Annotated in this window: 17 protein-coding genes; 9 read left to right on the plus strand and 8 right to left on the minus strand. The window is 64.4% G+C overall.

The genetic code is table 11. The annotated features are described in order from the left end of the window. Nucleotides 1–244 precede the first annotated feature (244 nt). Complete coding sequence (locus tag C5L14_RS28065; RefSeq protein ID WP_105865363.1) at nt 245–955, plus strand: DUF1523 family protein; 711 nt, start codon at nt 245–247, stop codon at nt 953–955. Between the two features lie 41 nt (nt 956–996). Here the strand turns inward: C5L14_RS28065 and C5L14_RS28070 are convergent, their stop codons facing one another. After that, the gene (locus C5L14_RS28070) at nt 997–1,584 is read right to left on the minus strand and encodes a GNAT family N-acetyltransferase (protein ID WP_105865364.1); all 588 of its coding nucleotides are present in this window, start codon (nt 1,582–1,584) and stop codon (nt 997–999) included. A gap of 245 nt (nt 1,585–1,829) precedes the next feature. On the opposite strand from C5L14_RS28070, the gene C5L14_RS28075 reads away from it, so the two are divergent. From C5L14_RS28075 to C5L14_RS28095, 5 genes are all read left to right on the plus strand, one after another. Beyond that, entirely contained in the window at nt 1,830–2,447 is a 618-nt protein-coding gene (locus tag C5L14_RS28075) for a DUF2239 family protein (RefSeq protein WP_105865365.1), read from the plus strand. Nucleotides 2,448–3,131: 684 nt separating this feature from the next. Beyond that, complete coding sequence (locus C5L14_RS28080; RefSeq protein WP_105865366.1) at nt 3,132–4,262, plus strand: type III PLP-dependent enzyme; 1,131 nt, start codon at nt 3,132–3,134, stop codon at nt 4,260–4,262. A 204-nt stretch (nt 4,263–4,466) separates the two neighbouring features. Further along, nucleotides 4,467–5,033, plus strand: a complete 567-nt coding sequence (locus C5L14_RS28085) for a GNAT family N-acetyltransferase (RefSeq protein ID WP_105865367.1) — start codon at nt 4,467–4,469, stop codon at nt 5,031–5,033. Between the two features lie 197 nt (nt 5,034–5,230). Further along, entirely contained in the window at nt 5,231–6,667 is a 1,437-nt protein-coding gene (locus C5L14_RS28090) for a homospermidine synthase (RefSeq protein WP_105865368.1), read from the plus strand. 105 nt (nt 6,668–6,772) lie between these two features. Next, nucleotides 6,773–7,114: an endonuclease domain-containing protein gene (locus C5L14_RS28095; protein ID WP_245443622.1), complete on the plus strand. Its 342-nt coding sequence runs from the start codon at nt 6,773–6,775 to the stop codon at nt 7,112–7,114. A 147-nt stretch (nt 7,115–7,261) separates the two neighbouring features. Here the strand turns inward: C5L14_RS28095 and C5L14_RS28100 are convergent, their stop codons facing one another. The 4 genes from C5L14_RS28100 to C5L14_RS28115 form a co-directional block, all read right to left on the minus strand. After that, complete coding sequence (locus C5L14_RS28100) at nt 7,262–7,534, minus strand: nitrile hydratase accessory protein (protein ID WP_428832667.1); 273 nt, start codon at nt 7,532–7,534, stop codon at nt 7,262–7,264. Next, nucleotides 7,521–8,180 carry a nitrile hydratase subunit beta gene (nthB, locus tag C5L14_RS28105; RefSeq protein ID WP_105865371.1) on the minus strand — a complete coding sequence of 220 codons (660 nt, stop codon included), beginning with the start codon at nt 8,178–8,180 and terminating at the stop codon, nt 7,521–7,523. The genes C5L14_RS28100 and nthB overlap by 14 nt, the downstream gene beginning before the upstream one ends. A gap of 75 nt (nt 8,181–8,255) precedes the next feature. Beyond that, nucleotides 8,256–8,816, minus strand: coding sequence for a cytochrome b (locus C5L14_RS28110; protein WP_181161365.1), 561 nt, complete (start codon nt 8,814–8,816; stop codon nt 8,256–8,258). Between the two features lie 29 nt (nt 8,817–8,845). Beyond that, on the minus strand, nt 8,846–9,451 hold the full coding sequence (locus C5L14_RS28115; protein ID WP_105865373.1) for a YceI family protein: 606 nt from the start codon (nt 9,449–9,451) through the stop codon (nt 8,846–8,848). Nucleotides 9,452–9,653: 202 nt separating this feature from the next. On the opposite strand from C5L14_RS28115, the gene C5L14_RS28120 reads away from it, so the two are divergent. Next, the gene (locus C5L14_RS28120) at nt 9,654–10,196 is read left to right on the plus strand and encodes an AAA family ATPase (protein ID WP_105865448.1); all 543 of its coding nucleotides are present in this window, start codon (nt 9,654–9,656) and stop codon (nt 10,194–10,196) included. Between the two features lie 141 nt (nt 10,197–10,337). On the opposite strand, the gene C5L14_RS28125 is transcribed toward C5L14_RS28120, so the two are convergent. From C5L14_RS28125 to C5L14_RS28135, 3 genes are all read right to left on the minus strand, one after another. Then, nucleotides 10,338–11,879 (minus strand): trimethylamine methyltransferase family protein, encoded by a 1,542-nt coding sequence (locus tag C5L14_RS28125; protein WP_105865374.1) that lies wholly within the window; start codon nt 11,877–11,879, stop codon nt 10,338–10,340. Continuing rightward, on the minus strand, nt 11,876–14,287 hold the full coding sequence (locus C5L14_RS28130; RefSeq protein ID WP_105865375.1) for a GcvT family protein: 2,412 nt from the start codon (nt 14,285–14,287) through the stop codon (nt 11,876–11,878). The genes C5L14_RS28125 and C5L14_RS28130 overlap by 4 nt, the downstream gene beginning before the upstream one ends. Before the next feature lie 333 nt (nt 14,288–14,620). Next, on the minus strand, nt 14,621–16,243 hold the full coding sequence (locus C5L14_RS28135) for a Na+/H+ antiporter (RefSeq protein ID WP_105865376.1): 1,623 nt from the start codon (nt 16,241–16,243) through the stop codon (nt 14,621–14,623). A 426-nt stretch (nt 16,244–16,669) separates the two neighbouring features. Between C5L14_RS28135 and C5L14_RS28140 the strand changes: the two genes are divergently transcribed. Next, on the plus strand, nt 16,670–16,972 hold the full coding sequence (locus C5L14_RS28140; protein WP_105865377.1) for a DUF485 domain-containing protein: 303 nt from the start codon (nt 16,670–16,672) through the stop codon (nt 16,970–16,972). Continuing rightward, nucleotides 16,969–18,645, plus strand: coding sequence for a cation acetate symporter (locus C5L14_RS28145; RefSeq protein WP_105865378.1), 1,677 nt, complete (start codon nt 16,969–16,971; stop codon nt 18,643–18,645). Before C5L14_RS28140 ends, C5L14_RS28145 begins: the two co-directional genes overlap by 4 nt. Nucleotides 18,646–18,756: the final 111 nt, after the last annotated feature.

Consider the following 18,756-nt stretch of genomic DNA (forward strand, 5'->3'; position numbering starts at 1 on the left):
ACAGCGCGGAGAAAAGCTCAGTTTTGTCATACCCGGGCGTCCAGATACCGCCACTCGTCGAGAGTGCGGCACTGGCTTGCCGGGGCGAAGCCCGGCAATGACAGGAGCCGAGTTTTACAGATTTTCCGGTCAGGCTCTTCAGACCTGCCGGGGAGCCACCGCGCCGGAACGCGGGTCCGAACAACCGCCCCCTTGCCGGCCTCTTGGAAAGGCCCCACCTGTCGGATAGGAAGAAGCGGGCGAGATGCCCGCGCACACGGGAGAGTTCATGCTGCGCCTGTTCAAATGGTTCCTGATCGTCCTGGTGCTGGTGGTCGGCTATTGCTGGCTCGACCAGGTGCTGCCGCGCTACGACGTGGTGCGCATCGTCGGCACCGACACCAAGCGCCTCGACAGCTCCGGCTTCTTCGACAGCGAGGCGCCCAATGTGCAGGCGACCAACACGCGCGACGTGCGCTTCATCAACACCGTCTATCCCAGCGGCGCCCTCCGGGTGTATCGCAACGAGGATACCGACTGGGGCTTCCCCTGGTACTACAAGTTCGACTCCGGCAACCTGATGGCCGCCGCCCAGTCCTTCCAGTCCAGCTCCGAAAGCCCGAAATGGGTGGTGATCAAGAGCTATGGCTGGCGCGTCACCTATCTGACCATGTTCCCCAACGCGCTCTCGATCCGGGCAGCGACCGGGCCGGATGAATATGTCATTCCGTGGCTGCGGATCTTCGTGTTCGGCGGCCTGGCGATCGGGCTGATCTGGCTCTATTTCCGCCTGCGTCGCTTCAAGCGCGAGAGAATCGACCCGATGCTGACCCGCATCGAGGGCCACGTCAGTGCCGCCGCCGACGCCGTCGACGAACGGGCGGTGGCGGTGTCGAGCAGCGCCACCGGCTTCATGGCGCGGATCCGGCGTTGGCTCGACAGCTGGAAACCGAAGAACCAGCGGCGCTACAAGTAGGATCAAGTCTCGAGAATAGCTGACCTCGAGACTTCAGCCGCTCAGGCCGCCGCTCTGGCGATACCGTCGCCCACGATCGTCAGGGTCAGCGGTCCCGGCAGCATTTCGCCGATGGCCTCGAAGGCGGGATGCTCAAGCGTCACCGCCGGATCGAGTTCGATCACGCCCATGGTCTCGCCCTGCGCGAAGCTGAGCTTGGCGTTGAAGCGGCGGGCCAGCGCTTTCATGCTGGCGTTGTCGGCATGGGTGGAGACCTCGAGGCGGGTATAGCCGAGGCCGAGCGCGTGCAGCAGCAGGCGCGCGAACAGGCGCCCGCCAATGCCCTGATGCTGGCGGTGACGTTCGACGCTGAAGGCGATCTGAGCCGTCGGCTCCGCCAATTCGGGCAATTCGTGCAATTCGGCCGCACCGAGAACCTGGCCATCCTCGACATAACCGATCACGGTTGCACCATCGCGGAAGCTGCGCTCTGCATAGTCGGCGACGAAGGCGGCGCTGATGCCGCCGTTGAAACGGTCATGCCGGCTTTCGCGGTCCAGCCGCAGCAGGTGATCGCGAAACTTCGGCAGATCGGACGGTCTCAACTGCCGGATAATGCCCCTGGGGGCCATGGTGGTGATCTGGTTCATCTCGCAGTCCTCGTGGCTTACCCCCGAGTCGTCACCTCCCTAGGATCCAAGATATTGTGCACCGCAACATGAATTGCAAGAAATCTCTGCCGCACCGCACACAGGGCTGCCATGCAGGAAAAAGACGCCTGCCGTTTTCCTGGCACGGCCGGCCTCTCTGTCGGATGCGCGCCCATATTCACCCGGGTAATATTGACATCGATTTCGCCCGAGCTTATCCTCCGGGTTAAACTGGATCAGCGATCATGACCCATCTTGCCCTCATCGCCTTCGCCGGACGCAAGTGTCTGGCCGAAGGGGATGCCATCACCGTTGCCATCGCCATCCGCCAGGCCCAGGACGCGGGCGAGGCCTCGCCGGTGCATGTTTTCGAAGAGGCGACGGGCAGACCTGTCGATCTCGACCTGCGCGGCACGCCGGAGGACATCCGCGCGCGCTATGCCCTGATCGAGCCGCCGCCGCGCGGGCCGGGGCGTCCCAAGCTCGGCGTCGTCGCCCGCGAAATCACCCTGCTGCCGCGTCATTGGGATTGGCTGGCCTCCCAGCCGGGCGGTGCCTCCGTGGCGCTGCGCCGGCTGGTCGACGAGGCACGCCATGCCTCCGAGGCGACGGACCGGCTGCGCGAGGCGCGCGAGGCCGCCTACCGTTTCATGAGTGCCATGGCCGGCGACGAGCCCCATTATGAGGAAGCGATTCGCGCCCTGTTTGCCGGCGACGACGAAAAATTCGCTGCCATGATCGCCGGCTGGCCCGACGACATCAGCAGGCATGCGCATAAGCTGGCCAAAGCTGCCTTTGCGATCGCACCACACGGCGAGAGTCAAATCCCCTATCAGGCTGCGATCGCCGGTCGTCGCGCCTAAAAAAGGCGCCATGTAAGGCCCCGTGGCCCCGCTCCGGCCCCTGTCGTCGGCATGCGAGCGGGCCCTTGGCATAACTCCTTTGCCGGCCACGTGAATTTTGACTTTTTGCGTCGCAGAAAAATTTCGGTCCGGGCGAAAATTTTTCTTGCATGTGACGTCCATTCTCCCTATTTCCCGCCTTGCCCAATTTCGCACGTGCCTGTGGCCGCGTGTCGGTCGGTGGACATCCAGACAAGAGGCTGGACGGTCGCCAGGGATGTACAGGGATCGCGGCAGTGATCCCCTGAGGTGATCAGGCATCGTTCAAGTGCCGACATCATCTAATCCCGAACAACGATCGGCAGCCGGAGGCGACCGGTGAACCCCGTACTCCGCGGGGGACGCAGCTTGAAGCAACGACGAACGGGCTTTTTTGGTCTCGGCTGGTTTCCATATCCAGCGACTGAAGAGGCTTGTTTCTCTTTGCCAGGCGTGCGGACCGGGTATCCCGATCCAATCCAAGGCAGTTTCGAACCATGCAGCGGCTTGATCCGTTGTGTGGCGATTTGCATCCCGTCGCGGTGAGGCATCCGGCCTTTCCGGCGGTGGGCGGCGCGTCAGCATCGAACGTCCGCGGCTCCACCCCGCGGCGGCGGTGGTGTCGCACCGATCTGTGACACCCTTTGGATTCTGGGGAGACCCGCCATGACCGACCGCATCCTCGACTATCTCCGACGTACCCCCGCCGACGGCCCCCGGCTCGTCGTCGATCTCGACGTGGTGGAGCGGAACTATTCGGCATTCGCGCATGCGCTCCCCGACACCCGCGTCTTCTACGCCGTCAAGGCCAACCCGGCCCCGGAGATCCTCAACCTGCTGGCCAGCCTCGGCTCCAGCTTCGACTGCGCCTCCGTGGTGGAGATCGAGCAGGTCCTGGCCACCGGCGCCGGCGCCGATCGCGTCTCCTTCGGCAACACCATCAAGAAGGAGCGTGACATCGCCCGCGCCTTCGAGCTCGGCGTGCGCCTGTTCGCCGTCGACTGCGTGGCCGAGGTCGAGAAGATCGCCCGCGTCGCGCCCGGTTCGCGCGTGTTCTGCCGCATCCTGTGCGATGGCGCCGGCGCCGAATGGCCGCTGTCGAAGAAGTTCGGCTGCGCGCCTTCCATGGCGCCCGACGTGCTCGAGCAGGCCCAGATCCTCGGCCTCACCGCCTATGGCGTGTCGTTCCACGTCGGCTCGCAGCAGGGCAATGTGCAGGCCTGGGACAGCGCCCTGGCCACCGCCGCCGGCATCTTCCGCGAAATGGCCGAGCGTGGCATCACGCTGTCGATGGTGAACATGGGCGGTGGCTTCCCTGCCAAATATCTGCGCGCCATGCCAGGCGTGCCCGCCTATGGCGAAGCGATCTTCAACGCGCTGCGCACCCATTTCGGCAACCAGCTGCCCGAGACCATCATCGAGCCGGGCCGCGGCATGGTCGGCGATGCCGGCATGATCGAGGCCGAGGTGGTGCTGGTGTCCAAGAAAGCCGAAACGGACGAGATCCGCTGGGTCTATCTCGACATCGGCAAGTTCCATGGCCTTGCCGAGACCATGGACGAAGCCATCCGCTACCCGATCCGTACCAACAGGGACGGTGACGCCAAGGCGCCCTGCGTCCTGGCCGGACCGACCTGCGACAGCGTCGACGTGCTCTACGAGAAGACCCCCTATGATCTTCCCGTGAGCCTGTCGATCGGCGACAAGGTGCTGATCGAAGCCTGCGGGGCCTACACCACCACCTATTCCACCATCGGCTTCAACGGCTTCCCGCCGCTGGCCTCCGTGGTGATCTGACAAGGGTGTCATCCCGGACGCATCTCAGCATGCAATGATGCGATGCAGATCCGGGACCGCTCTGGCGTCTCATCCTGAACCCAGTCCCGTGTCTGCGACGCATCGCTTTGCGCTGCATCGCGCACGGGATGACCTCCCATCGTCCCGTACGGCCGTTTCATCGGTGCGAGGGCTGTCGCTCTATCCTTTGAAGGAGCCACGGCCATGATCCGTATTGTCCAGGAAGCCTCCTCCCATCTCGAAGCTCGCGAGACCCTGCTCGACGCCTGCTTCGGTCCGTCCCGCTTCGCCAAGACCAGCGAGCGCCTGCGCGAAGGCCGCCTGCCGGCCAAGGGCCTGGCCTTCGCCGCCGTCGATGACGGCCGGCTGATCGGCACGCTGCGCTTGTGGAACATCTCCGCCGGCCCCGGCCGCCCGGCCCTGCTGCTGGGACCGCTCGCCGTCGATATCAGCTATCGCAGCGAGGGTCTCGGCGCGCGCCTGATGTGGCATGGCATCGGCTACGCGCAGGAATATGGACACAAGGCCATTCTCCTGGTGGGCGATGCCCCTTATTACAGCCGTTTCGGCTTTTCGACCGACCTCACCGAGCGCCTTTGGCTGCCCGGTCCGGTGGAGCGCAACCGCTTCCTCGGCCTGGAGCTGGTGCCCGACGGGCTGGTGGGAGCGGCCGGCCTGGTGAACGCCACCGGCGAACTCGAAACCGCGCCCGATTTCGCGGCGCTCGTCGCCGAGGCGGCCAACGACACCGGCTTGCGTTTCGCGGCGTAGTTTTCGAAATTGGAGTGTCGACCTCCAGGTCGACATTCTTGAAACACCGCCATTCGGCAATGCCGAGCCCGTTGGAAGGACATGTCGACCTGAAGGTCGACACTCCGTGTCATCCCCGCTTCACATTCACGCGACAAAACTTGCACCCGCCGGTCCCAGCGCCTAAACGCTGGGGCTTGCACATTTTGGAGGATTGAATGGCTCAATGGCCTGTCTACGGTAAGATTTCCGGCCCCGTCGTGATCATTGGTTTCGGTTCGATCGGTCGCGGCGTGCTGCCGCTGATCGAGCGTCATTTCGAATATGACAAGGAGCGCATGGTCATCATCGACCCGCATCCGCTCGATGCCGACCGCAAGATCATCGAGGAGCACGGCATTCGTTTCGTGCAGGAGGCCGTTACCAAGGACAACTACAAGAGCCTGCTGCAGCCCTTGCTTACCGCCGGCGGCGGCCAGGGCTTCTGCGTCAATCTCTCGGTCGACACCGGTTCCGTCGACATCATGGAATTTGCCCGCAGCCTCGGCGCGCTCTACATCGATACGGTGGTCGAGCCCTGGCTCGGCTTCTATTTCGACAAGAATGCCGGCCCGGAAGCGCGCACCAACTACGCCCTGCGCGAAAGCATGCTGGCCGCCAAGCGCCGCACGCCCGGCGGTCCCACCGCCGTTTCCTGCTGCGGCGCCAATCCCGGCATGGTCTCCTGGTTCGTTAAGCAGGCCCTGCTCGACGTCGCCGAGGCCACCGGCCACGGCTCGGCCGATCCCAAGACCCGCGAGGAATGGGCCGCGCTCGCCCGCAAGGTCGGGGTCAAGGGTATCCACATCGCCGAGCGCGACACCCAGCGCGCCAAGCATCCCAAGCCCCGCGGGGTGTTCGTCAACACCTGGTCGGTGGAGGGCTTCATCTCCGAAGGCATGCAGCCGGCAGAGCTGGGCTGGGGCACGCACGAGACCTGGATGCCCGAGACCGGCCGCACCCACAAGGAAGGCTGCGGCGCGGCGATCTATTTGCTGCAGCCCGGCGCCAACACCCGCGTGCTGAGCTGGTGCCCGACGCCCGGCCCGCAATATGGCTTCCTCGTCACCCATAACGAAGCGATCTCGATCGCCGACTATCTGACGGTGCACGAGAATGGCGAGGCGGTCTACCGCCCGACCTGCCACTACGCCTATCACCCGGCCAATGACGCCGTGCTCTCGCTGCACGAGATGTTCGGCGCCGCCGGCAAGGCGCAGGACAAGTTCGTCATCCTCGACGAGAAGGAAATCGAGGACGGCGCGGACGAACTCGGCGTGCTGCTCTACGGCCATGGCAAGAACGCCTATTGGTACGGCTCCCAGCTCACGGTCGAGGAGACCCGCAGGCTCGCGCCCTACCAGAACGCCACCGGCATGCAGGTCACCTCGGCCGTGCTCGCCGGCATGGTCTGGGCCCTGGAGAATCCGGACGCGGGCATCGTCGAGGCCGACGAAATGGATTTCCGCCGGTGCCTCGAGGTGCAGAAGCCCTATCTCGGCCCGGTCAAGGGCTACTACACCGACTGGACCCCGCTCGACGGCCGCCCCGGTTTCTTCCCGGAGGACATCGACACCTCCGACCCCTGGCAGTTCCGCAACATCCTGGTGCGGTAAGCCACTTTACCTTCTCCCCTTGCGGGAGAAGGTGCCCGAAGGGCGGATGAGGGGTGGACGAAACCCCTCCCAGCACGAAACTGCTCAGGCCTCTGGATGGAAACCATGAAGCCTGAGCAACGCGATTTCGCACGTAAATTGCGTCACGATCTTACGGATGCTGAGGCCAAGCTTTGGCATCTTTTGCGCGGCCGTCGGCTTGCTTATTTGAAGTTCCGCCGCCAGGTACCGATCGGGCGTTATGTCGTCGACTTCGTCTGCCTTAGATATCGCCTCATCATCGAGGCGGATGGCTCCCAGCACGCCGAGAGCACGCACGACCACATTCGTGACAGCTGGCTGGCGGCACAAGGGTTTACAATCGTCCGTTTCTGGAATGCCGACATCCTGCAATCTCCCACGGTGGTCCAGGACACCATTCTGGCTCGGGCTGGGCTGCCTTGGTAGGATGGGGTGCGTCCACCCCTCATCCGCCCCTTCGGGGCACCTTCTCCCGCAGGGGGAGAAGGCTATCGGTTGGCGTTGCGCTTTCAAAAAATCCCCCTTCTCCCTTGCGGGAGAAGGGACCGGCAGGCGGATGAGGGGTGGCGATCCCTATCCGAACCCTTTTCCCGGTCTGTTCGAAAGGCCCTTGCTTGCCACCAGTTTCTCGAGCGCCGACAGCCAGTGTTCGTAGTAATGCGAGCCATCGTCGGCAGGCGCCGCCGCGATCTCGCGGCCCAGCGCTTCGGCCCATTCCGGCCAGGTGAACACGCCTTTTCCGTGGAGGGAGACGGCAAGCGCGAAGGCGCGAGCCTCCCAGGGCTCCCGGAACACGGGTTCGCCACGATCGCGCGGAATGGACGGAATGGCGTCAAGCGGGGTCAAGATAGCTCTCCCACAGATCGAGCATCACTGTCAGCGTCGGGTCGGCCTGCGGCCCCCAGAGCTCGGTGCCGGCGAAGCGCACCGTATAGAGCCATTCGGGGTTCTCGCCTTCGCCATGGGCGTTGCTGTCCGGCAGCACGAACATGCCATGCGCCTCCACGACGGTGCCGAGATGGCCGCGCGCATAGCGCGGCAGCCTTGTATGGGTGATCTTGTGCTCGTTGCGCGCCCTGACGCCTTCGCCGACGGCAAAACGCGCGGGCTGGGTGACCGGGCGGTCGCAGCGGGTACCGGCGGCGAGCGCAGCCGGCACCTCGGCGGCCTTGATCACGCGCTTTAGCGGTTTTCCCGGCTCGATCACCCGCCCCTCGGCAAGCTCGGCCTCGCTGACCAGCGCTTTCGCCAGCAGCAGCTTGATCAAGGCCTTGATCCAGATCTCGTAATAGGAGGAGGACAGATAATCCGCCGGCGGCAGGCTCTCGCGCGCATAGCGCCCGGCATCGAGCGGCCAGGAGCCGGTCGCGCCCATCGCCAGCGTCACGGCCAGCGCCCGCTTCTCCCAGTCGGCATGGAAGAAAGGTTCGTCCTTTTCCGGCGCGATCGGCCCGAAGCCCATCATGCCGCCGAGGTCCTGCGCACCGTTCATGGCAAACTCCGAGCAAGGCAAGGCCAAGAACCTGTCTTACGCGGAGTCGGTCCTGCTTGGCAAAGCAATGAAGCCTCAGCCCCGCCCCGGCAGCATGCTCTGCAGCACGCCGTCGCGATCCCACAGCCAGTGCTTGAAGGCGGCGGCCACATGCAGCAGGACGAGGCCGATCAGCACGAAGGCGATGCGGTGATGCAGCGCCTTCATCCGTTCGGAAAGCTCGAAATCGGGCGCAACGAGATTGGGAACATGCCCTCCTCCGGGCAGCTGGATCGGCAGCGGCAGCGGCGAGGCCGAGATCATCACATAACCGGTGACCAGCATGGCGAAGATCAGGCCATAGAGGGCGACATGCACGGTCTTGCTCAGCACGCGTTCATGGCGCGGCATGCTCTCCGGCAATACCGGCGCGCGGGCCAGGAGGCGCCAGGCGGCGCGCAACGCCATCAGCAGGAAGACGAGAGCGCCCAGGCTCTTGTGCAGCTGGTAGAGATCGAACCGCTGGCCCTGGTCCTCCACCCATTCCACCATAGCAAGGCCGAGCCCCAGCATGAACAGGATGAGGGCAGCGCAGGACCAATGCAGGAATTGCCCGGTCGCGCTCCAGCGATGGCTGCGGGATGCCGTTCCCTTCATCACCACCCTCGTCACTGGGCAAGTCTTTCTCATTGAGCTTGCGCTTCCGTGGTGACGATCAGGTCGACGTCGTTGCTGATCGCCGGAAAGCCCGCGCTCATGTTGAAGGCGAGCCGCTTGATCACGCCCGTCGCCCGGAAGCCGATCTGCGAGCTTCCCCTGTCGGCCGGCTTGTCCAGGGCGACATCGATGGTGAGCGGTCGGGTAATACCTCGGATGGTGAGATCGCCGGTGACCCGGGCGTGGCTGTCATCGACCTTCTCGACCTTGGTGGAGGTGAAGGTGATGGTGGGATATTGCGCCACGTCGAAGAAGGCATCGGTACGCAGATAGTCGTTGAAGGAGGGCGAGCCGACATCGACTGATTTCGCCGCCACCTTGAAACTGACGCGGCTAGCGGCGGGGTTGTCGAAATTGATCGAGATCCTGCCGTCGAAATCGCGGAAGCGCCCCTTGGTGCGTGGCCAGCCGATGCCGTCGACGACGAAGCCCACCGAGGTCCGCGCCGGATTGATGCGCCAGTTGCGCGCCTGGGCGGAATCGGCCTGGCTCGCGCCAATGAGGCAGGCGACTAGGGGAATGACTCCCAGCGAGAGGCTCTTCAGTCTTGCGGTGGTCGTGCTTGCGGTGGTCATGGCTCAGTTCCGTCTCGATCCGTCACGCAGAAGGTTCGTCTGGAAAACACACCGTGCTGGATTTTATTCGTAACCCTGGCAATTGCCCGATCACAACGGGGTGAACGGGCAGGCCATACTCCGCCTTCTCTGGCACCGTCATTGACAACGCCACCCGCCTGGCGCATTGGGCTCGCCCCCAATTTTCATGATCGGTGCCACCATGCTGCCCACGACCGTGAAAGACTTGGCTTGCCTCGGCGAGCGCATCGTCGTCCTCGGCCCTTCCAATGCCGGCAAGTCGACGCTGGCCGTCGCCCTCTCCAAAAAGCTCGCGGTGCCCGCCGTGCATCTCGACCAGCTCCACCATCTGCCCCATACCGATTGGCAGCCCCGGCCGGAGGCCGAGTTCGCGGCCCTGCACGATGCTGCCATCATGGAAGAGCGCTGGGTGATGGAGGGCAACTATTCGCGCCTGATGCCTCAGCGCTTCGCCCGGGCGACGGGTGCGATCCTGATCACCTCCCATCACTGGCTGCGCTTCTATCGCTATCTCAAGCGCACGCTGGTCAACCGCTCCAGCCGCGCCGGCCATCTGGAGGGCGCCAAGGACAGTCTCAAATGGGAGATGGTCCACTGGATCCTGGTCAAGACTCGCGACAGCTCCAGCAAATATGCCGCGATCATCGGCCAATCCGGCCTGCCCGCCGTCGAATGCCACACGGCAAAGGCACTCAACGAACTCTATCGGGCCTGGGATTTGTAGGGACCACCCTTCCTGGGACCGGCGGCTTCCAGCCGGCTTTGCAACCACTGTACTCGTCAAGAAGGAAGAGCCGGCTGGAAGTAGCGATCCCAGAAAACCGGCGCTGCGCCTATCGCTTGTTCGGTCTTGATACCGTTGGGCTCATCCCCCGATCTCCTCCTTGCGCCTGGCGATATAGGCATCAACAGCCTCACGCACGGCCGGATCGAGGGGCGGCGGGACATAGGCATTCCGCGTTTTTTTCCAGACATCCAGTGCACGGTCGGTCGCCGTGCGCTCGCCGGCGTCGCGCCAGTTCTCGAAATTGGACCAGTCGGAGAGCACGGGGCGATAGAAGGCGTTCTCGTAGCGGGCGAGCGTGTGGGGCGAGCCGAAGAAATGGCCGCCCGGCGCCACACCCCGGATGGCATCAAGGGCGATCTCGTCGTCGCCGAACTCGACGGGCTTGAGGATCTCGGCCCAGCCGCGCAGCAATTCGGCGTCGATCACGATCTTTTCGAGGCTCGCCGACAGCCCGCCTTCGAGCCAGCCGGCCGCGTGATTGATGAGATGGCTGTGGCTCATGATCGCCGCCCAGAGCGAGAAGCTGGTCTCCCAGGTCGCCTGGGCGTCCGGGGCCGGGCTGGCATTGACGGCGCTGGTGCGCACCGGCACGCCGAGGCGCCGGCCGAGCTGGGCCGTCGCCAGGGCCGCATTGACATATTCGGGCGTTCCGAAGGCGGGGGAGCCGGTCTTCATGTCGACATTGGAGGTGAAGCCGCCCATCACGCAGGGCGCGCCAGGCCTCAGCATCTGGCAGAGCGCGATGATCGACAGGGCCTCGGCCGTCTGCTGCACCAGGGCACCGGCGAGGGTCACCGGGGCCATCGCGCCCATCAGCGTGAAGGGCGTGATCACCACGCATTGGCCATGTTCGGCCATGATCATGATGCTGTCGAGGATGTCCTCGTCGACCACGCGGGGCGAATTGACGTTGGTCACCGTCATCAGGGTCGGGCGTTCGGCGAGGGTTTCGATGCTGCAGCCATGCTCGATCGCCGAAAGCGCCAGCGCATCGCGTGCCTGCACGCCGCCGACGCCGCGCGCCGCCCAGACCAGATCCGACAATTCAATATGGGCGCGGTACATTTCCAGATGCCGCACAGGGACGGCGACATCGACCGGCTCCACCACCACGCCGCCCTGCCAATGCAGCAGCCCGAGGCCGTTGGTGATCTTGAGGATGTCGCGGAAGGCCTCGAGGTCGCCATAGCGGCGGCCGCGATCGAGGTCGCGGATGTTGGGCGCGCCGTTGACGGGGCCGAAATTGACGACATTGCCGCCCACATGCAGGTCCCGTTCGGGATTGCGGGCATGCAGGACGAAGCTGCCGGGCGCCTTGGCCAGCATGGCCTCGACGATGTCGCGGCCGAGGCGCACCATCTGCGTCGCTTCGTCGACCAGGGCGCCATGGGCGGCATAGGCCTGGCGCGCCCTCGGGCTGAGGATCTTCATGCCGTCGGTTTCGAGCAGCGCATAGGCGGCATCGAGGATGCGCTCGACCTGCTCGGGCGAGAGGATATCGACCGGCGCGAAGCGGTTGGTCAGCCGCGGCAATTGCGTCGTCAACGGTCCAGTGTTGCGGGCGCCGCGCTCGCGCCGGCCGGCACGGCCGTGCTCAGACCCGGTGTTTTCCCGGCTCATCCGCGCAGCCTCCCGCCATTGGGATCGTGCAGGGGTGCCGCGCGCAGGATGGCCGGACGATCCTCACCGAAAATGTCGATGGCGAAGGCGGCACCCTCCTCGTGATACTCGCTCTTGACGTAGCCGATGGCGAGGCTCTTGCCGACATAATGGCCATAGCCGCCCGAAGTGACATGGCCGACGACCTTGCCGTCCTTGAGGATCGGCTCGTAGCCGATCACCTCGGTATCGGTATCGACCTCCAGCACCGCAAGCCGCCGCTTCGGGCCGCGCTCGCGCTCCGCCAGCACGGCGTCACGGCCGGTGAAGCCCTCTTTCTTGAAGTCGATGAAGAGGTCGAGCCCGGTTTCGGCCGGGGTGTAATCAGGCCGGAAATCCTTGTTGAAGGAGCCATAGCCCTTTTCGAGGCGCAAGGAAGAGAGCGCCCTGCCCCCGAACAGTTTGAGTCCGAGGTCGGCGCCCGCTTCGACGATCTCGTCATAGAGCGTGGCCTGGAAATCCGGCGTGCTCCAGACTTCATAGCCGAGCTCGCCGGTGAAGCCGGCGCGCGAGAAGATCACCGGGGACATGCCGACCGCCGTCTCCTTGACGGCGAAGAGCTTGAAGGCGTCCGGCGAGAGATCCTCGCGCATGAGGCGCTGCATCAGCGTGCGGGCGTTCGGGCCGGCAACGGAAAAGCCCGTCAGGGTCGAAGCCGCCGAGCGCACATGCACGTTTTCGGGCGGCTCTTGCTGCCAGAACCAGCGCAGGTGATAAGCCTCGGCAAAGCCCGAGCCGATCAGGAGATAGCGATCGATGGCGAGGCAGGCGATGGAGAGATCGCCGACGATGCGGCCCTGCGAGTTGAGCATCGGCGCGATCGCCATGCGACCCGGGCGGGGCAGCTTGCAGGCCAGCAGCTTGTCGAGCCAGGCGCGCGCACCGGCGCCGGTGATCTCGTATTTGCCGTAGTTGGACGTTTCATAGAGACCGACGGCTTCGCGCACGGCCAGGCATTCGGCCTTCACATAGGGGAAGGCGTTGGAGCGCCTGTAGGTGGGATTCTCGACGGGTTCGACGCCCGGCGGGGCAAACCAGAGCGCGTGTTCCAGGCCGAAATTGGCGCCGAACACCGCGCCGGCCTTCTTCAGGCGGCCATAGACCGGCGTGCGGCGCAGCGGGCGGGCATCCGGCAGTTCCTCGTTCGGAAAGGCGAGGCGGAAGCGGCGGCGATAATTCTCGATCACCTTGGCCTTGGTGTAGCGCGGCGTGGCGAACACGCCGAAGCGGGCGACGTCCATGGCCATGATGTCGGCGCCCGGATCGCCCTCGGCCATCCAGCGCGACAGGGTCAGCCCGATGCCGCCCCCCTGGCTGAAGCCCGCCATCACGGCGCAGGCGACCCAGAAATTCGGCAGGCCCCTGATCGGGCCGACCAGCGGATTGCCATCGGGGGCGAAGGTGAAGGGCCCGTTGATCGATTTCTTGATGCCGGCGCGCCCGACGGCCGGAAAATGCTCGAAGCCGACTTCCAGCTCGGGGGCGATGCGGTCGAAATTGTCGGGCAAGAGCTGGGTGGCGAAATCATCCGGCGTCTTGTCGACCGACCAGGGCGTGCAATTGTGCTCATAGGTGCCGAGCAGCGCGCCCTTACCCTCCTGGCGCACATAGATCTCGCCGGAGAAATCGGTGGTGTTGATGATCTCCTTCTCGAGGCCCTCCAGCTCCGGGATGGCTTCGGTGACGATGTAATGGTGCTCCATCGCCAGCACCGGCAGCTCGATGCCGACCATGCGCCCGATCTCGCGAGCCCACAGGCCGCCGGCATTCACCACATGCTCGGCATGGATGGAGCCCTTGTCGGTGGCGACGTCCCAAGAGCCGTCGGGACGCTGGCTGAGGCCGGTGACCCGGGTGAAGCGATGGATCTCGGCGCCGAGCTTGCGGGCCGCGGCGGCATAGGCGTGGGTGGTGCCCCAGGGATCGACATGGCCGCCATCCGAGCGCCAGAGCGCACCGGTGAAGTATTTCTCCTCGATCAGCACGTTGCGCCGCTTGGCTTCGGCCACCGGGATGATCTCGGTTTCCATGTCGAGGTAGCGGGCCCGGCTGGCGACCAGGCGCAGATAGTCCATCTCGCCCTCATTGGCGGCGAGCATCAGGCCGCCATTGGCGTGGATGCCGCAGGACTGACCCGTCAGCGCCTCCAGCTCGCGATAGAGGTCGATCGTATATTTCTGCAGCTTGGAGACGTTGGCATCGCCATTGAAGGTGTGCATGCCGCCGGCGGCGTGCCAGGTCGAGCCCGAGGTCAGCTCGTTCTTCTCGATGAGGGCGACGTCCGTCCAACCGATCTTGGCCAGGTGATAGAGGATGGAACATCCCACCACGCCCCCGCCGATCACCACGGCACGCACTTCGCTCTTCATTCTCGAGACCCTTTCAAAGCATGAGTCCCTGATACACGACATCAGCCCGCTTCGCGACGATGGTAGGGAAAACGCATCGATGACAAAACAAACATGATGAGAGTCAACTTATCGGGCCTTACGACCTAAAAGTTTGAATTATAAACAATTGGTAGAGATGGAAACGAACATTTCAGGCATGGGCCCGATCTTGCGGAGTACAGCGCAAGACAGGTGGATCGATCTCCAGATCGACCATCTTGAAACTGCCCCGCTCGAAGGAAGATGGTCGATCCAGCTCCATCAAATAATGGAGCTGAGGAGATCGACCCACCAATCTGGCTCCTGCCCGCCTCACCCTGTCGCGAAGCGGGCCTCCAACAGGTCCAGCTCGCGCACCAATTTGCGAGCTACCTCGTCCGAAAGCCGCCGTGTCCGGGCGTATTGGAAGATCTCGTCGCGCTCGGCCCTGAGGCCCGCCAGGCGCAGCTGGCGCTCGATCTCGTCGATCCGGCGAGTCAGCTCGGCTTCCTCGCCGGTCTGCAGATGCCCGTCGATGCGCTGGCGATAGAGTTCCATGATGCGCACGCTGGCATCGACATAGAGATCGGCATCGCTGCGTCCCAGTCCCAATTCGTGCTGGGTGCGCTCGATCGCCTTGATGGCGGCCTCCGCCGCAGCGATGCGGGCCTGGTCCTCCTCTTCCTGATGGGACGGTTCGGGCGGCAATTCCAGGCCCTTGAGCAGCCGGGGAAGCCCCACGCTCGCTGCCACCAGGGACATCACGATCACCCCGGCCGCCAGGAAGATGGCGAGATCGCGCGCCGGGAAGGGCGAACCGTCGGTCAGGGCCAGAGGCAGCGTCAGCACGCCGGCCAGGGTGATGGCGCCCCGCACGCCGGCGAGCGAGGCGGCGGCGATCAGCCGCCAGCTTGGCAGCATCACCGCCTTGCCCTTGCGGGCGGCGCGGAACAGGGTGAAGCGCAGCGAGGTCCACACCCACAGGAAACGCAGGATCGCCAGCGCCAGCGTGATGGCGAGGACGTAGACGATCATCCAGATCGCCCCATGGCTCTCGGCCGCAGCCGCGACGATCTGGGGAATCTGCTCGCCGAGCAGCACGAAGATGATGCCGTTGGCCGCGAACTGCACCATGTCCCACACCGCGCCGCCGCGCATGCGGGCCGCGACCAGCGACTGCCCCAAACGCTCGACATAGCTCATGGTCATGCCGGCGGCGACGGCCGCCAGGATGCCGGAGCAATGCAATTCTTCGGCCAGGAGGTAGGCGGCGAAGGGGATCAGCAGGCTGACCAGCACCTGGGAGCCCGCCTCGTCGCCGAAGCGGCGCGCAACCCAGCGATTGGCGAGGGACGCACCCCAGGTGACGGCAATGCCGATGGCAATGCCCCCGCTCGCCACCCACAGGAAGGTGCCGAGCGCACTGGTGAAGGAGAAGGTGCCGGTCAGGGCCGCGGCGACGGCAAAACGCATGCAGACCAGGCCGGAGGCATCGTTCAGCAGCGATTCGCCTTCCAGCACATGCATCAGCCGCTTGGGGATGGGCACTCGGGCCGCGATGGCCGATACCGCGATCGGATCCGTCGGCGACAGCACGGCGGCGAGCGCAAAGGCCACCGCCAGCGGCATGGACGGGATGATCCAGTGAATGAAGAAGCCGACCCCGATCACGGTGAACACAACCAGGCCGAAGGCGAGCTCGAGGATGGTGCCCTTGTCGCGGAACAGGCCATCCTTTGGAATGCGCCAGCCATCCAGGAACAGCAGTGGCGGCAGGAACAGGAGGAAGAAGACCTGCGGATCGAGCTCGACCCTGAAATTGGCAAAGGACGCGATGAGCGCGCCGAAGCCGATCTGAACCAGTGGCAGAGGCAGGACGATGGGCAGCATCCTGGCCAGCGCGCCGCTGAGAACGACCGCCAGCAACAACAATAGAATGACCGAGATCGTCTCCATGCCCGCCTTGTCCGCTCGTGTTGCGGTCAGGCTAGGAAGCGGCTGTTAAGATATTGTTGACCAGTCCGAGTTTTCACCAGCACGCGGGCAGATGGGCCCATCCGGCATTGCTGCCGGACGACCGAGAATTTTCCAAGGAACCCAGGCTACGACCAAGCCTCATCAACGCAATAACGCACAACAACAGGCGCAGGACGGCCAAGGGATGGGCATAGCCGCAATTGTCCATTGCGCGACATGTTGGCTTAATTCTAAAGCATTTTGCGATTAGACGGAGTCACCAAGAATCGCAAAGACGCGTCAGAACAATAACCTAGAGCAAATAAGCGTTCACGCTTGAACGCGCTTTGCTCTAGGTTGAACCAGATGGTGGGCCGACAAAAATCTGGGCTGCCTTGCCGGTAAAGCGGCGTCGGGGGAAACAACATGTCTTCTTACAAATCCATTGAGCAAAATCCGAAATATCAGGAACTGGTGCGGCGCCGAAGAACGCTCAGCCTCACGCTTTCGGCAATCATGATGATCATCTATTTCGGCTTCATCCTGGTCGTGGCCTATCTGCCGGGCGTGCTCGGGCAGCATCTGGGCACCGGCGTCACCACCATCGGCATTCCGATCGGCATCCTCGTCATCATCGCGGCCTTCATCCTCACCGGCATCTATGTCCGCAAGGCCAATGCGGAATTCGACACGCTGACCCAGGAGATCGTCAAGGAGGCACGCGGATGAAGCGCAGCACCCTCGCCCTCGCCGCCTTCCTGCCGGCTCTCACCGCCACCCAGGCCCTCGCCGACGCGGTCTCCGGACCGGTCCAGCAGCAGGCGACCAACTGGCACGCCATCGTCATGTTCGGCCTGTTCGTCCTTCTCACGCTGGGGATCACCGCCTGGGCCGCCAACCGCACCAAATCGGCCTCGCAATTCTACACGGCGGGCGGCGGCATCACCGGCTTCCAGAACGGCCTTGCCATTGCCGGCGACTTCATGTCAGCGGCCTCCTTCCTCGGCATTTCCGGCCTGGTCTACATGAAGGGCTATGACGGCCTGATCTATTCGATCGGCTGGCTGGTCGGCTGGCCCATCGTCACCTTCCTGATCGCCGAGCCCCTGCGCAATCTCGGCAAGTTCACCTTCGCCGACGTCGCCTCCTTCCGCTTCAAGCAGACGCCGATCCGCGTGCTCGCAGCCTTCGGCACGCTGGTGACGGTGGCCTTCTACCTGATCGCCCAGATGGTCGGCGCCGGCAAGCTGATCCAGCTGCTGTTCGGGCTGCAATACAGCTACGCCGTCGTCATCGTCGGCGTCCTGATGATGCTCTACGTCACCTTCGGCGGCATGGTCGCCACCACCTGGGTGCAGCTGATCAAGGCCTGCCTGCTCTTGGGCGGCGCCACCTTCATGGCCCTGATGGTGCTGCTCACCTTCAACTTCAGCCCCGAAGCCCTGTTCGCCAAGGCGGTGGAGGTCCATCCCAAGGGCGCGGCGATCATGCAGCCGGGCACGCTCGCCAATCCGCTCTCGGCCATCTCGCTCGGCCTCGCCTTGATGTTCGGCACGGCCGGCCTGCCGCACATCCTGATGCGCTTCTTCACCGTCGCCGACGCGAAGGAAGCCCGCAAATCGGTGTTCTACGCCACCGGCTTCATCGGCTATTTCTACATCCTCACCTTCATCATCGGCTTCGGCGCCATCACTCTGGTGTCGACCAACCCGGCCTTCCTGACTGATCCGTCCAAGGGGCTGGAGGCGATCCGGGGCGGCATCAACATGCCCGCCATCCATCTGGCCGACGCGGTCGGCGGCGATGTCTTCCTCGGCTTCATCGCCGCCGTCGCCTTCGCCACCATCCTGGCCGTGGTCTCCGGCCTGACGCTGGCGGGCGCCTCCGCCATCAGCCACGACCTCTACGCCACCGTGATCAAGGGCGGCAAGGCCAGGGAGCAGGACGAGATCCGCGTTTCCAAGATCACCACCATCGTCCTCGGCATCGTCGCCATGGTGCTCGGCATCACCTTCGAGAACGTCAACGTCGCGTTCATGGTGGGCCTGGCCTTCGCCATCGCGGCCTCCTGCAACTTCCCGGTGCTGCTGATGTCGATGATGTGGCGCGGCATGACCACGCGCGGCGCCGTGATGGGGGGTTATCTCGGCCTGATCTCGGCCCTGCTCGGCGTCATCTTCTCGCCCGGCGTGTGGGAAGCGGTGCTCGGCCACCCCAAGGGCTCGGCGCCGTTTCCCTATGAGAACCCCGCACTGTTCTCGATGGCCCTGGCCTTTGCCGGCATCTGGCTGTTCTCCAAGCTCGACAACAGCCAGCGCGCCGCCGAGGACCGGGCCGGCTTCGACGACCAGTATGTCCGGTCGCAGACCGGCATTGGCGCCACGGCGGCTGCCAAGCATTGAGGCTCGCAGTATCGTTCGCAAATGAGCGTTCCGCCTTCTCCGGCGGAGCGCTTTTCCTGGGACCGCCAGCATCCTTGCTGGCCCTCACTTCCTGCACACGCAGCGTCTCAA

It is taken from the genome of Labrys okinawensis (genome assembly GCF_002982075.1).
Lineage (GTDB): Bacteria > Pseudomonadota > Alphaproteobacteria > Rhizobiales > Labraceae > Labrys > Labrys okinawensis_A.